12 protein-coding genes and 1 other annotated feature are annotated in these 14,020 nt (G+C 44.4%); of the genes, 3 read left to right on the top strand and 9 right to left on the bottom strand.

What is annotated here, in order from left to right:
• The first annotated feature begins 184 nt into the window (after window positions 1-184).
• Window positions 185-406: a DeoR family transcriptional regulator gene (locus CQS04_RS00205; RefSeq protein WP_094944012.1), complete on the top strand. Its 222-nt coding sequence runs from the start codon at window positions 185-187 to the stop codon at window positions 404-406.
• Window positions 407-455: 49 nt separating this feature from the next.
• Here CQS04_RS00205 and CQS04_RS00200 read toward each other — a convergent pair whose 3' ends face one another.
• Entirely contained in the window at window positions 456-1,166 is a 711-nt protein-coding gene (locus tag CQS04_RS00200; protein ID WP_100352219.1) for a pseudouridine synthase, read from the bottom strand.
• Window positions 1,166-2,800 (bottom strand): putative polysaccharide biosynthesis protein, encoded by a 1,635-nt coding sequence (locus tag CQS04_RS00195; RefSeq protein ID WP_100352969.1) that lies wholly within the window; start codon window positions 2,798-2,800, stop codon window positions 1,166-1,168. The genes CQS04_RS00200 and CQS04_RS00195 overlap by 1 nt, the downstream gene beginning before the upstream one ends.
• A 102-nt stretch (window positions 2,801-2,902) precedes the next feature.
• Here CQS04_RS00195 and CQS04_RS00190 point away from each other — a divergent pair, with 102 nt between their 5' ends.
• Window positions 2,903-4,162: a BaiN/RdsA family NAD(P)/FAD-dependent oxidoreductase gene (locus CQS04_RS00190; RefSeq protein ID WP_100352218.1), complete on the top strand. Its 1,260-nt coding sequence runs from the start codon at window positions 2,903-2,905 to the stop codon at window positions 4,160-4,162.
• Between the two features lie 201 nt (window positions 4,163-4,363).
• Here CQS04_RS00190 and leuS read toward each other — a convergent pair whose 3' ends face one another.
• The 7 genes from leuS to CQS04_RS00155 all read right to left on the bottom strand — a co-directional run bounded on the left by leuS (window position 4,364) and on the right by CQS04_RS00155 (window position 13,354).
• Entirely contained in the window at window positions 4,364-6,778 is a 2,415-nt protein-coding gene (gene leuS, locus CQS04_RS00185; protein ID WP_100352217.1) for a leucine--tRNA ligase, read from the bottom strand.
• Between the two features lie 56 nt (window positions 6,779-6,834).
• Window positions 6,835-7,043: a binding site (T-box leader), on the bottom strand.
• Between the two features lie 53 nt (window positions 7,044-7,096).
• Window positions 7,097-7,864 carry a 3-hydroxybutyrate dehydrogenase gene (locus tag CQS04_RS00180; protein WP_100352216.1) on the bottom strand — a complete coding sequence of 256 codons (768 nt, stop codon included), beginning with the start codon at window positions 7,862-7,864 and terminating at the stop codon, window positions 7,097-7,099.
• A gap of 53 nt (window positions 7,865-7,917) precedes the next feature.
• The gene (locus CQS04_RS00175; protein ID WP_174688382.1) at window positions 7,918-9,243 is read right to left on the bottom strand and encodes a GntP family permease; all 1,326 of its coding nucleotides are present in this window, start codon (window positions 9,241-9,243) and stop codon (window positions 7,918-7,920) included.
• A gap of 41 nt (window positions 9,244-9,284) precedes the next feature.
• Entirely contained in the window at window positions 9,285-9,944 is a 660-nt protein-coding gene (locus CQS04_RS00170) for a 3-oxoacid CoA-transferase subunit B (protein ID WP_100352214.1), read from the bottom strand.
• A gap of 17 nt (window positions 9,945-9,961) precedes the next feature.
• Complete coding sequence (locus tag CQS04_RS00165; RefSeq protein ID WP_100352213.1) at window positions 9,962-10,651, bottom strand: CoA transferase subunit A; 690 nt, start codon at window positions 10,649-10,651, stop codon at window positions 9,962-9,964.
• Between the two features lie 226 nt (window positions 10,652-10,877).
• Entirely contained in the window at window positions 10,878-12,185 is a 1,308-nt protein-coding gene (locus CQS04_RS00160) for a sigma-54 interaction domain-containing protein (protein WP_100352212.1), read from the bottom strand.
• Entirely contained in the window at window positions 12,182-13,354 is a 1,173-nt protein-coding gene (locus CQS04_RS00155) for an MDR family MFS transporter (RefSeq protein ID WP_100352211.1), read from the bottom strand. Before CQS04_RS00155 ends, CQS04_RS00160 begins: the two co-directional genes overlap by 4 nt.
• 88 nt (window positions 13,355-13,442) lie before the next feature.
• Here CQS04_RS00155 and mnmM point away from each other — a divergent pair, with 88 nt between their 5' ends.
• Window positions 13,443-14,006, top strand: coding sequence for a tRNA 5-(aminomethyl)-2-thiouridylate-methyltransferase MnmM (gene mnmM, locus CQS04_RS00150; RefSeq protein WP_100352210.1), 564 nt, complete (start codon window positions 13,443-13,445; stop codon window positions 14,004-14,006).
• Window positions 14,007-14,020: the final 14 nt, after the last annotated feature.

Below are 14,020 nucleotides of genomic sequence, written 5' to 3'. Positions count from 1 at the left end.
ATGCGTTAAGGTTTTGTAAAATCAGCAAATTTTCTAGAAAATTGTTGCATTAGGGCTTATAATGAAATTGTCAGATAGTTTTAGAATAGAAAATAAAGGGGATGTCTAAAGTAGCTAGTTAACCGTTTTTAACAAATCGTCCGCTAGTCGAGTCAAGGGATACGATAAGAAGGAGTGGTTACGAATGAAACCAACTACTGATCGGATGCTCAATCGAATTAAAGATATGTATATGTTCATCCGTGAGAACGGAACAGTGACAACACAAGATTTAGTCGATGAATTTGGCATCACTCCTCGCACGATTCAACGTGATTTGAACGTGCTTGCATTTAATGACCTGGTCATCAGCCCTGTTAGAGGGAAATGGACAACGACGAACAAACGAGTTAAAATTCCATCTTAGACAACCTACACCACGGAAAAAGAGAGGGCTCATCGCGAGCACCTCTCTTTTATTTTGGTTTCAACTCATTCAATTCCTCTTCTGTTAGTTCCCGGTACTCCCCTTCAGCGAGAGATTCGTCTAATTTCAGATTTCCCATCTCTAAACGTTTCAAATAGACGACCTGTTTACCAACGGCTTCAAACATCCGCTTCACTTGGTGAAACTTTCCTTCTGTGATAATCAGTTCGATTTTAGATAGCGCTGCACTCTCTAAAATGTGGAGTTCCCCTGGTTTTGTAATATAGCCTTCCCCAATTTCGACCCCGTTTGCAAAAGCCTTCACGTCGTCTTCTGTGACAACACCGTCAATATGGGCGTAATATTTTTTTGGCACTTTCTTCTTCGGTGACAACAATTGATGCGTCAAATCTCCGTCATTTGTGAGAAGCAAGAGCCCTACAGTATCTTTATCTAAGCGACCAACCGGATGCAGATCGTAGTGGCGAACATCATCCTCGAGCAGATCGACTACAGTTTTATCGCGGTGATCTTCAGTTGCTGAGATGACGCCTGGTGGCTTGTTCATCATAAGATATATGGTCGGCTTGTAAGCAATCTGCTCTTCATACACACGAACATCTGCAATGTCTGGATTGATTTGCTGACCACTGTCTTTTACAAACTTCCCATCGACTGTCACGGCTTTCGCTTTGATCAGCTGCTTCACTTCTTTTCGAGTCCCAATTCCCATATTGGAAAGAAATTTATCAATTCGCATTAAGACATCCCTAGCTTTCTTGTTAGTCGTGTTAGACGGTCTCCAAACAACCGTTGCGCAAGCCCGAGCTTCAAGCTAACGAAGCCATAGAACGCAGCTCCTATTCCTGCTGAGATCATAATAATCACCAGTGCCTGAAGTTTTGAGTCTGGGTTCAACACGAGCTCTAACAGTTCTTTCGAAATGAAGGCTAGAATGAGCATGACTGCCGTAAGACCCGCAATCAATAGGATTCGGCGGAACAACATTCTCGTCTCATATGCAAGATAATAACGAATCACGAGGAAGTTCAATACAATTGCCGTGATATATCCTATTGAAGTGGCCATGATTGCACCGTCCGTTTCAAATACTTTGATCAGTGGTGTGTTCAATAACATCTTGACCAAAATACCAATCATCAAGTTTAAGATGATCAACTTTTGCTGGTCGATACCTTGTAAGATCGCCGTCGTAACAGGGTACAACGCAAATAGAATGGCGACTGGTGCATATGCTGCCAACACTCCTGCTCCTGTGGCGCTAGCTTCGTAGAACACCGTATAAAATTCATACGCGAGTACAGAGATTCCAAGAGCTGCGGGTAGGGTTAAGAACAATAAGACTTGGAACGTCTGGTTCAAAGACTTCGTCAGTCCTCCTACATCGTCCTTTGCGTAATAAGTCGTAATCAGTGGAATCAACGTCATCGAGAATCCCATTGCTAGCATGACTGGAATCATCACCAACTTGTGCGTCGAGAAGTTGAGCATTCCAAGAAGCGTCTGGGACGTTGTTTGGTCGTACCCAATAGCGACCATCGCATTGTTGAATGTAATCATGTCAATGAACTGGAATAACGGATTGATTACACCTACAAGGGCAAATGGCACGGTGTAAATGAGCATTTCTTTATAAATCGATTTGAGAGATCTCGGAGACTGATGCTCCCCCGTTCCAATCATCAAATCATCAAACTCTGGTTTGAGTTTCTTCCAGTACCAGTACAACACACCCATACTGGCAAGCGCTCCGATAAACGCTGCGAATACGGCAAACGACACAGCCGTCTTTTCTGTTCCACCAATCAATTTTACTACGATAAAGGAACCGACTAAAAGAACTGCAATCCGGATAATTTGTTCAATCAATTGCGAAATGGCAGTTGGCGTCATATGCTGATAGCCTTGGAAAAAACCTCGAACAAGACTCATCGCCGGAACTACTAGTACTGCAAAGCTGACATATTTGATCACGGTCGCCACATCGTTCACTGTGAACGGCACAGGTTGTGTCGGATCCGCATTTTCTTTCATAACGACATGAGCAAGTGGCTCTGCCAGTAAAAATAAAATCAAAAAACCAATAAATCCAGTCACTAGCATGAGAATTCCGCTTGATTTGACAAGCTTACGACCTGTAGCATAGTCACCCATCGCGTTGTATTTCGACACGAATTTCGAAACGGCGACAGGAACTCCGGAGACTGCAATCGCAAGCATAATCGTATACGGGACATAGGCGTACTGATACAACACGACATATTCTTCCCCAATCAATTGATAAAACGGAATTACATATAAAACCCCGAGAATTCGTGAAAGCACGAGCCCGAGAGTCAGAATCATTGTGCCTTTAAGCAAATTTCCAGCCATCATCATCTTCCCATCTGCAAAATGTCTATCTTTCAGTTTACAACTCCTCATGAAAAAGCTCAATGCTGTATACTAAAAGAAAAAAAGGATTGTGACGTATTCATGATAGATGTAATCGTAATCGGCGGTGGCCCGTCTGGTCTCATGGCGGCTTGTGCTGCCGGTGCCGAAGGTAAAAGCGTGCTGTTGATCGAAAAAGGATCGAAGCTCGGAAAAAAATTAGCGATTTCTGGCGGTGGGCGCTGTAACGTCACGAACCGCTTACCACAGGAAGAAATCGTCAAGCATATTCCAGGGAACGGCCGCTTTTTATACAGCCCTTTCTCTGTTTTCAATAACGAAGACATCATCGCTTTTTTCGAATCGCTTGGTGTCCCATTAAAAGAAGAAGACCACGGACGCATGTTCCCTGTTTCGAATAAAGCAATGGATGTCGTGAATGCCTTGATCGACGAAATGAAACGATGGCATGTAGACGTCCGCTTGCACACGAAAGTTGCGAAGTTGTTGATGAACGATGACAAAATTCTTGGCATTCGCTTAGAGGATGGAACAGAAATCTTGTCAAAGTCGGTCATCGTCGCTGTCGGCGGGAAAGCGGTTCCCCAAACCGGCTCTACTGGTGATGGCTACCCGTGGGCTGAAAAAGCAGGTCATACAGTTACCGAGTTGTTTCCAACGGAGGTTCCTGTATTATCTTCAGAACCATTCATTCGCTCGAAAGAACTACAAGGACTTGCTCTTCGAGACGTTGCAGTCTCTGTTCATAACGCAAAAGGTAAAACACTTGTTACACATCAAATGGACATGCTGTTTACGCACTTTGGAGTGAGCGGACCAGCGATTCTCCGCTGTAGCCAATTCGTCGTCAAAGAACGTAAGAAGAACGGCGGTAAGCCTGTAGAGCTTCGCATTGATTCACTTCCTGCTATGAACGGTGAAGAAGCATTCCAGCACATTCACCGCATGCTGAAAGAAGATGGAAAAAAAGCAGTGAAGAATGCGTTGAAAGGTCTCGTGCCGGAACGCTGGTTGCTGTTCTTGTTGAAGCGTGCAGGAATTGAAGAAGATGCACGTGGTGAAACGCTATCAGCTGAAAAAGTGCGAGCCTTTTCCACTCTTGTGAAGTCGTTCTCAATGCTCGTCGATGGCACACAACCTCTTGAAAAAGCTTATGTCACTGGTGGTGGCGTGTCGATCAAAGAAATCGAACCGAAGACGATGGCTTCCAAGAAAAAAGTGGGCTTGTACTTCTGTGGTGAGGTTCTCGATATCCATGGCTACACTGGTGGCTACAACATCACCGCGGCTTTAGTAACGGGTCGTGTGGCGGGGATGAGTGCGGCTCGTTTAGATGTGTAGAACGCCACTCTAGAGGTGAGCGGTCGTTCTTCGACATCAAACTTGATTTCTACAGCATCAAACTTGATTTCTACAACATAAAGTTTTATTTCTTATACATGACAGCTCAATTATTATGCATGACCTTCTTGAAGCATCAGATTGAATTCCAAAACACCAAAAAGTCCCTTGCGCCAAAATTGGCACAAGGGACTTTCTAAATTACCCAACCACAATATTGACCATCTTTCCAGGAATCGCAATAACTTTGCGAACTTCCTTGCCGTCGGTCCACTCTTTAACTGTTTCGTTAGCTAGAGCTAGCTGCTCCATCTCTTCGCGTGTTGCGTCTTTTGCAATAACCACTTTTGCACGAAGCTTGCCGTTGACTTGAACCGGAATTTCGATTTCGTTGTCGATTAGCTTGCTTTCGTCATAAGTAGGCCATGCTTGATACGTGATCGACTCGCTATGGCCAAGTTTCTCCCAAAGCTCTTCTGCCACGTGTGGTGCAATTGGAGACAGCATCGTTACGAAGCCTTCCACAAAATGTTTTGGCACGACGTCTGCTTTGTAGCATTCGTTGATGAAGACCATCAGCTGAGAAATCGCCGTATTGAAACGGATGCCTTCGTAGTCTTCTGTCACTTTCTTCACGGTCTGGTGGTACACTTTTTCAAGCGTCGTGTCTGAAGACTCTTGGACTTTCGTAGAGATGTTACCTTCATCTGTGACAAGTAGTCGCCAGATGCGATCTAAGAAGCGTCGAGAACCATCAAGACCATTTGTTGACCATGTAACTGCAGCTTCTAATGGTCCCATGAACATTTCGTACATGCGAAGTGTGTCTGCACCGTGCGAGCGCACGATGTCGTCTGGATTGACGACGTTGCCTTTTGACTTCGACATTTTTTCATTACCTTCACCCAAGATCATCCCTTGGTTGAAGAGCTTTTGGAACGGCTCTTTTGTATGAACCACGCCAATATCGAATAACACTTTGTGCCAGAAGCGCGCGTACAACAAGTGAAGTACGGCATGTTCCACGCCACCGATATAAATATCTACTGGCAGCCAGCGTTTTAGTAACTCTGGGTCTGCAATCGCTTCGTTATTGTCTGGATCGATGTAACGGATGTAGTACCAGCAGCTACCTGCCCACTGAGGCATCGTATTTGTCTCGCGGCGTCCTTTCATTCCTGTTTCAGGATGCACAACGTTTACCCACTCTTCGATGTTCGCAAGTGGAGACTCACCTGTTCCGCTTGGCTTGATGTCTTTCGTTTTTGGAAGTTCAAGCGGTAGCTCATCTTCAGGAACGGTTGTCATCGTGCCGTCTTCCCAGTGGATGACCGGAATCGGCTCGCCCCAATAGCGTTGGCGGCTGAATAACCAGTCGCGCAGACGGTACGTGATTTTCTTCTCACCTACACCTTTTTCTGCTAGCCAGTCAATCATCTTCGCGATGGCTTCTTCTTTACCAAGACCATTCAAGAAGTCCGAATTAACGTGCTCACCATCTCCAACATAAGCTTCTTTCGAGATGTCGCCACCTGATACAACTTCTTTAATCGGCAAGTTGAATTCTGTAGCGAATTCGTAATCACGCTCGTCATGAGCAGGAACGGCCATGATAGCTCCTGTTCCGTAAGTAGCTAATACATAATCTGCAATCCAGATTGGCATCTTGTCGCCAGAAACGGGATTCACTGCATAAGCACCTGTGAAGACGCCTGTTTTTTCTTTTGCAAGATCTGTACGCTCTAAGTCACTCTTCAATTTCACTTTGTCGAGATACGCTTCGACCGCTTCTTTCTGCTCATCTGTTGTGATAGACGATACAAGTGCATGTTCAGGAGCAAGGACTGCATACGTTGCGCCGAACAAAGTATCTGGACGTGTCGTGAAAGCACGGAAGTTGTGCTCCGTTCCGTCCACTGCGAACGTGATTTCAGCTCCCTCAGATTTCCCGATCCAGTTGCGCTGCATGTCTTTGATGCTCTCTGGCCAGTCGAGTTCTTCTAGATCATCAAGTAGACGTTCTGCGTATTCTGTGATACGTAGAACCCATTGACGCATTGGACGACGTTCTACAGGGTGACCACCCCGTTCAGAGACGCCATCGACAATTTCTTCGTTCGCAAGAACTGTACCAAGTGCCGGACACCAGTTAACAGCCACTTCATCGACATAAGCAAGGCCCTTTTTGTAAAGCTGAATGAAGATCCACTGTGTCCATTTATAGTAGTTCGGATCAGTTGTATTGACTTCACGGTCCCAGTCATAAGAGAAGCCCAGTTCTTTCATTTGACGTTTAAACGTAGCTACGTTCTGTGCTGTGAATTCTGCAGGGTCGTTTCCAGTATCAAGAGCGTATTGCTCAGCAGGTAGACCAAATGCGTCCCAGCCCATTGGGTGAAGCACATTGTAGCCTTGCATACGCTTCATACGACTTAAGATATCCGTTGCCGTGTAACCTTCTGGGTGACCTACGTGCAGTCCAGCCCCTGAAGGATACGGGAACATATCTAATGCATAAAACTTTTGTTTCGAGTTGTCGTTCTCGGTGCGGAATGTTTTGTTTTCATCCCAGTACTGTTGCCATTTCTTCTCGATTTCCTGATGCGGAAAACTCATGATTTTTCCTCCTTGTTGGTGGCACATTTTGGACAATAAAAAAACTCGCCCCTTGAAAAAGGGACGAGAGTATATGCCTCACGCGGTACCACCCAAATTAGCAGTTGCCTGCTCAACTTGATTCCTTAACGCGGAATACGAAACAGACTACATATCGCCTGTTTGACTCAAAGGTGAGTTCAGAATCCGCCTCCACTGGTTTGCACCAACCACCAGCTCTCTTTAGAAACACGGGTTTCTTACTAGTCCTTCTCTCAGTCCTGTTATTGATTGTAATTGTACCGGAACTTGCGAGACAGTTCAAGTACTATCGACAGATTACTGGACTGTATACCCGCCATCTAATACAACAGCTTGCCCTGTCATGCCTTTTGCCTGCTCGCTTGAGATGAACATGGCAAGATCTGCGATTTCTTTTACATCGAGTAGACGCTTTTGTGGAACGAGTGGATAAATGACTTCTTCAAGTACAGATTCAAGTGGCACATTGCGAGTCGTCGCAAGGTCTTGCATCTGATTGCGAACCAGTGGCGTGTCCACGTAACCTGGGCAGATGGCGTTCACCGTGATACCGTCAGCAGCCGTTTCTAGAGCCGCAACTTTTGTAAGACCGATGACACCGTGCTTCGCAGAGTTGTATGCAGCTTTCCCTGCGAATCCAACAAGTCCGTTGATGGAAGCCATATTGATAATACGACCGAAGCCTTGCTTACGCATATGAGGAAGCGCATGTTTGATTGCTACGAAAGGCGCCGTCAACATGATTTTTACCAACAGTTCGAATCGCTCCGTAGGGAAATCTTCAAGCATCGCCACGTGTTGCATGCCTGCATTATTAATCAAGATATCGATGCGACCGAATGTTTCGACCGTTTGATCGATAGCAGCTTTCAATTCCTCTTCGCTTGTAACGTCACATTTAATACCAAGGCTGTCGCCTCCAAGTGATGCAGCCGATTCTTGAACTTTCTCTTCGTTAATATCTGTGAGGACCACTTTTGCTCCGTTTTTGAAGAACTCTTCTGCAATTTCAAAACCAATTCCTTGAGCGGCTCCTGTGATAAAGACTACTTTATTTTCTACCATGGTTGTTCCTCCTCTTGATGATTAGAAAAAGCCGCACACGGCGGCTTTATCTACTATTGAATTCCAAGTCCTAAAGAGAACAAGACAATTGCGATAATGACACCGATTACCGGAATCACTACAGTCGTAGCTGCCATTGCCCAGTAAGCTGCACTATGTTTTTCACCACAGATCGACTGAATTGTCGTTACAACATAGCCGTTATGTGGAAGAGAATCTAATGCACCTGATGAAATCGCAACGACACGGTGAAGGGCTTCCGCGTTAACACCTGCATCCAAGTAGCCTGGAGCGATTAGAGGTAATGCAATTTGCTGTCCACCTGAAGCCGAACCTGTCATACCTGCGATTACAGATACAGCAACTGCTGCCCCGATTAATGGTGAACCTGGGATGTTCGTCATTGCTTCAACTGCTACATTGAATGCAGGAGTTGCTTTCGCTACTCCACCAAAACCTACAACTGCAGCCGTGTTACCAATAGCAATGATGGCTCCTAGTGTCCCTTGAGAAACCGCTTCCCACGGACTCTTGAAGTATTTCCAGCTCACGATGAAGGTTGCCAAAATCCCAGCTAATAATGCAATGATTAATGCCGATTGTTTCAACGAGTCATGGAAGATGAATGAGATAATCAATACTACAATTAAAGGAATGAATGATAAGAATGGATTCGGGAGTGCACGAGTCGTATCAAATGTTGGATCATTTTCACGAGCATCAAATACTTCGCCATTTTTAACTGCCTTAGTAATGATTTTCTTCAACCACATATATCCTGCAATCGCCATGAAGATAGCCACGATGATACTGACTTCCCACCCTGCATAAGGAGTAGTCCCTAAGAACGGAATCGGAATCCAGTTTTGGATCTCAGGAGATCCTGCAGATGTCATTGTGAATGTTACAGAACCTAGACCAAGTGTCGCTGGGATGAAACGACGTGGTAAGTTCGCTTGTTTGAATAGAGAGATAGCCATTGGGTACACTGCGAATGCAACAACGAATAGAGAAACCCCACCGTAAGTTAAGATTGCACAGGCGATTACAATTGCAAGTACCGCATATTTAAGACCTAGACGGTCTGTTACAAACTTCGCAACTGAATCCGCTGCTCCGCTATCTTCCATCACTTTACCGAAAATGGCACCTAATAAGAACATCAAATACCAAGCCATGATAAATCCAGTGAACCCAGTCATGTAGTTCGTTACAAAGTTTGGTACACCTTCCTCAACTAGTTGAGGGAATAAAGGCATTCCAGATAATAATGCTACAAATAGTGCTGAGATTGGTCCGACGATGATGATGTTAACACCTTTCATCGTCAAAAAGATTAATAAGAATAGTCCGCCGAGCAGACCAATCATACTTAAAATGTTTTCCACTTGAGTTTCCCCCATCTGTTCTTGGGGTCGTATTAGAACGAAACGTTCTCCTTCACGTTGTCCACATTCAGGTCCGCTTCAGTTGCTTCGACGACACCCTGAATTGTATGTCCTTCAAAGACTTCTTTTAATACTAGTCCTTGGTCAGTCACTTCAATCACTGCCCGGTCTGTGATAATCATGTTGACCACACCTTTACCTGTCAGTGGAAGTGTACATTCTTTTTTGATTTTTGGAGATCCGTCCTTTGCCACGTGATCCATGATGACAATAATCTTTTTTGCTCCGTGGACAAGGTCCATAGCGCCGCCCATCCCTTTGATCATCTTGCCTGGAATCATCCAGTTGGCGAGGTCGCCTGTTTCAGATACTTCCATACCACCCAGGATGGCAACATCAATGTGGCCTCCACGGATCATGGCAAAAGACTCTGCGCTAGTAAAGAAGGCAGAACCCGGAATTGTTGTTACCGTTTCTTTACCTGCGTTAATCAAATCTGGATCGACTTGATCTTTTGTAGGATAGGGTCCAATTCCAAGCAGACCGTTTTCCGATTGTAAAACCACCGTCTTGTTTGGTGAGATAAAGTTGGCTACAAGTGTTGGGATACCGATACCTAAATTGACATAGTTCCCGTCTTCAATTTCCATTTCTGCACGTTTTGCAATAAATTCACGCGTTGATAATGTCATGAAAATCCCTCCTCAAATTAGTCTCTCGTTGTTAAACGTTCAATACGCTTTTCTTGCTTCGCTTGGAACAAGCCTTGTACATAAACGCTTGGTGTATGGATCATGGCAGGATCAAGATCTCCTGTTTCCACAATCTCTTCCACTTCCGCAATCGTGACTTTTCCAGCGGCAGCCATCATCGGATTGAAGTTCTGAGCTGTCTTGTTATAAATGAGATTTCCAAACTTATCTGCTTTTGCAGCACGTACGAGAGCGAAATCGGCGACGAGTGCTTCTTCAAGAACGTATTCTTTGCCGTCAAACTCACGTACTTCTTTGCCTTCAGCAACAACAGTACCTACTCCTGCTGGTGTAAAGAATGCTGGAATTCCAGCGCCACCTGCACGGCATTTTTCAGCGAGTGTACCTTGAGGCGTCAACTCCACTTCGATTTCGCCTGAAAGAACTTGGCGTTCAAATTCCTTGTTCTCTCCAACATATGACCCGATCATCTTTTTAATTTGTTTATTTTTAAGTAATAAACCAAGACCCCAATCATCCACACCACAGTTGTTTGAGATGACGGTTAAATCTTTAACACCTTTGTTTACCAGAGCGATGATCAGTTGCTCTGGAATACCGACAAGACCAAACCCGCCTACCATTAGCGTAGCTCCATCTTGAATTTGACTGACTGCTTCTTCTGCAGAAGAATAGATTGGCTTCATAGGAAACTTCCTCCTCGAATTGTGTATAAAAAAAGCGCTTTCATAAGTATTAAAACAGAACCCTCTCAACACCGCAATAGACTGTGACAAATCTGTGACAACAGAAGTAGTATCCGCTGTCCAGAATTCCGGACATATTTATTGAATTAACAAGATAAAACGCGAATTATAAACAATTAAAAATTCCGGAAAATTGGACGCAGTGTCTAAATTTCCGGAAAGTAGTTCATAAGTTATATTTTTTTAATTTTTCATACAATGTTGATCTACTGACTCCTAAGACTTTGGCAGCTTCGGTTTTGTCTGGATAAACTGCTAACGTGTTTTCAAGAACTTGCAACTCGGTCTGCGACAAAATATCTTCCAAGCGACCCGTTTGATTAGAGAATGCTTTGACGTTTTGAAAGATATGCATCGGAATAGTTGCTGTAGTAAGTCTAGTTCCTTCCGTCATAAAGACCATGGCTCTAAGTGTATTAAAAAGTTCTCGTACATTTCCTGGCCATTTATACTGTACCAGATGCCTCACCGTTTTAGGATCCAGCTTTAAGCCTCTTCGCCCTTCACTCTGCTCTATAAGATGAAGAAAATGCCGTGTGAGAAGAGAGAAATCCTCCATTCGTTCCCGAAGAGCTGGGACCTTCAAGTATACCGATTGAATTCTGTAATACAAATCTTCCCTGAAAAGCCCGTCATCTACGAGCTTAGAAAGATTTCGATTCGATGAAAATAAAAACCTGACATCTCCTGCTGTCGCAAAAACGCCTTGTTCAATTTCAGTGATCGTTCTTAGTAGTTTTGCTTGAAGAGGAATGGGAAGTGCATGAACTTCTTCTATATAAAGAGTGCCACCTGAAGCTTGCGCTAATTTGCTGTCGGTGCCCTCAAACAATTCTTGTTCCGCAAGCTCTGCTGGTAAGACTGCACAGTTCACCTTGACAAATGATGCGTCTGACCGCTCTGAAAGACGATGGATGCTCTCAGCAAACATCTCTTTCCCTGTACCCGTCTCTCCTTCAATCACTACTGGAAGTTTTGTTGGACCAATCATTCGGACCGTTTCTTTTAATTTTCGGATTGAAGCTGACTCACCGATGATGTCTTCTAGTCGAGACAAAGTGTGCGACGTGGGGCTAAACTTTTCCTCTATGCGTTCCATGGTGGTCTTCACATGGGCACTTAAACGTTTCCAGTCCGTCATATCTCGAAAAATCACACTGCCAAAAGCTCCGACAATCTCTCCTTCAACTACAAGCGGAACTCGATTGGCGAGCATATAAGAACCTTTAATATAATGAGGCGCGGCAATATCTGCTTCGCCCTTCTCCATTACAATATGCATCTCTGTATTTTCAATGATATCGGCTACATGCTGACCTATTGCATCCTCTCGCTTCACCTCTAAAAAGTGGCAATAGTCTTCGTTGATATAGAGGATTTTTGACTCTCGGTCTACAACAACGAACCATTGAAAGGCATTTTCAAGAATCTGATCGATTACTTCTGTCGATAAATGTTGGATCCAATCTTTCAACTTTGTTGCTCCTTTCTTAAAGGACGGTCATATAGAAGTGCGGGTACAATCGCAGCTGCCATGAACACTGTTATAAATAACAACATCATACTCATCCCCTGCAAATCGGCAATTACACCTCCAATGACAGGCCCAATCATTCGACCGATTGTTGCAGTACTATTGACGATTCCTTGATAGAAGCCAATCTTACCTTCTGGTGCAAGTTGATTTGCGATCGTCGGCACAGCCGGCCATACAAACATTTCCCCTAAAGTCAAAATGACCATGGAGACCACAAACATCGTGAACTGCTCAGCAAACGCTACGACTATAAACGAAATGAGCATGATGAGGAGCCCGAAGACCATCTGCAATTTGATTCGATGTTCCAATCGTTTCACTACAGGCGAGATGAGTGGTTGGGCTAGAACGATCAAGGCTCCGTTTATCGTCCATAGTAAGCTGTACTGTTTGAGCGTGATCCCAATTTCTTGTGTATAAGTAGAAATCGTAGATTGCCACTGTACATAACCGACCCATGCAAGTAGATAAGCTCCTGAAATCAATAACAAAGCATAAAATGGTGCTTTGCGATCGATGCGACTGCGCTCTTGAATCACATTCGTATTGACCGCTGCTTTTTTATCGTATTCTCGGTAAGCTACCGCGGCTAAGATAAAGTATAGGACGTACATCCACATGTTGGCTGTAAACAAATAATCGAATGAGTAACTTGCAATGACCCCAGCTGCAGCTGGTCCTAGTGCTACTCCAACATTCGCAGCTAAATAAATCGCATTGAATCCACGCCGGCCTCCCTCAGGCCAAGCTGTACCAACAAGCGCATACATACTTGGAAAGACAATCCCTCCTCCAAGACCTATTGCAATCATGAAGTACACATAATGCGGCCAGCCGTGCCAGAAATTTAGCCCAATTAGAGCTACGAGTGTAATAGCAATACCTAGCATAATAGCTTTGTAACCACCTAGTTTGTCAAATATCCAACCACCAAGTAGGTTGCCTACAATTCCAGCTGCTGCATTCGCCATCAAGACAAGCCCAGCAACAGACAACGATTTATCCAAGTATTCGTTCATATATATAGTATTGAGTGGCCATAGCAAGGAATTCCCTGTTACATTGATTAGCATTCCAATGACTAGTAGCCAGACGCGTTTTGGCATAATTGACATCTCCATTCACTTCACTCAGTTTAGACCTTTTTTTCACTTCCGACAAGATGATAAACTAAGAGGAGAAAGGATGTGCCTTATGATTCAAAATGCTCTACATCAATCTAAGCAGTACTTAAAAGAGATTGTGCGCCCCGGAGATCGTGTAATCGATGCAACTGCGGGAAACGGGCATGATACTCTCTTTCTCGCGAAACTTGTCGGAGAAACAGGACAGGTACTTGCCTTTGATATACAAGAACAAGCGATTGCTAGTACGAAAAAACGCCTTCAAGAAGCTGATGTAAGTAGTTGGTGTCAAGTCATCTTAGACAGCCATGCAAATTTAGAAAAATATATCGAGTCCCCTATTCGTGCAGTCGTTTTTAACTTGGGTTACCTTCCTGGAGCGGAACATGAGGTAACAACAGAGAGTACATCTACTTGGCAAGCGATCGAGACAGCCCTTAAATGGCTCGAACCTGGAGGTCGTATTGTCATCGTGATTTATCATGGTCATGTGAGTGGAAAGCTCGAACGGCAGGCGTTACTAAACCAAGTTTCTACCCTTCCTCAAGAAGAGGTTCAAGTGTTCCACAGTGCGTTCTTAAATCAAAAAAATTCGCCACCTGAACTATTGGTAATCGAAAAAAAATCCCGCTGAACCTAGTTCAACGG

The organism is Chryseomicrobium excrementi, from assembly GCF_002798305.1.
In the GTDB taxonomy this organism is placed as follows: Bacteria; Bacillota; Bacilli; order Bacillales_A; family Planococcaceae; genus Chryseomicrobium; species Chryseomicrobium excrementi.
This window is presented reverse-complemented; position numbering and strand designations above follow the sequence as displayed.

What these genes read in the sequence shown, in the direction of transcription:
- CQS04_RS00205 (WP_094944012.1), top strand. Translation starts at nt 185, where the DNA reads ATGAAACCAACTACTGATCGGATGCTCAATCGAATTAAAGATATGTAT.
- CQS04_RS00190 (WP_100352218.1), top strand. Translation starts at nt 2,903, where the DNA reads ATGATAGATGTAATCGTAATCGGCGGTGGCCCGTCTGGTCTCATGGCG.
- CQS04_RS00180 (WP_100352216.1), bottom strand. Translation starts at nt 7,864, where the DNA reads ATGGTAGAAAATAAAGTAGTCTTTATCACAGGAGCCGCTCAAGGAATT.
- CQS04_RS00200 (WP_100352219.1), bottom strand. Translation starts at nt 1,166, where the DNA reads ATGCGAATTGATAAATTTCTTTCCAATATGGGAATTGGGACTCGAAAA.
- CQS04_RS00195 (WP_100352969.1), bottom strand. Translation starts at nt 2,800, where the DNA reads ATGGCTGGAAATTTGCTTAAAGGCACAATGATTCTGACTCTCGGGCTC.
- CQS04_RS00155 (WP_100352211.1), bottom strand. Translation starts at nt 13,354, where the DNA reads ATGCCAAAACGCGTCTGGCTACTAGTCATTGGAATGCTAATCAATGTA.
- CQS04_RS00170 (WP_100352214.1), bottom strand. Translation starts at nt 9,944, where the DNA reads ATGACATTATCAACGCGTGAATTTATTGCAAAACGTGCAGAAATGGAA.
- leuS (WP_100352217.1), bottom strand. Translation starts at nt 6,778, where the DNA reads ATGAGTTTTCCGCATCAGGAAATCGAGAAGAAATGGCAACAGTACTGG.
- CQS04_RS00165 (WP_100352213.1), bottom strand. Translation starts at nt 10,651, where the DNA reads ATGAAGCCAATCTATTCTTCTGCAGAAGAAGCAGTCAGTCAAATTCAA.
- mnmM (WP_100352210.1), top strand. Translation starts at nt 13,443, where the DNA reads ATGATTCAAAATGCTCTACATCAATCTAAGCAGTACTTAAAAGAGATT.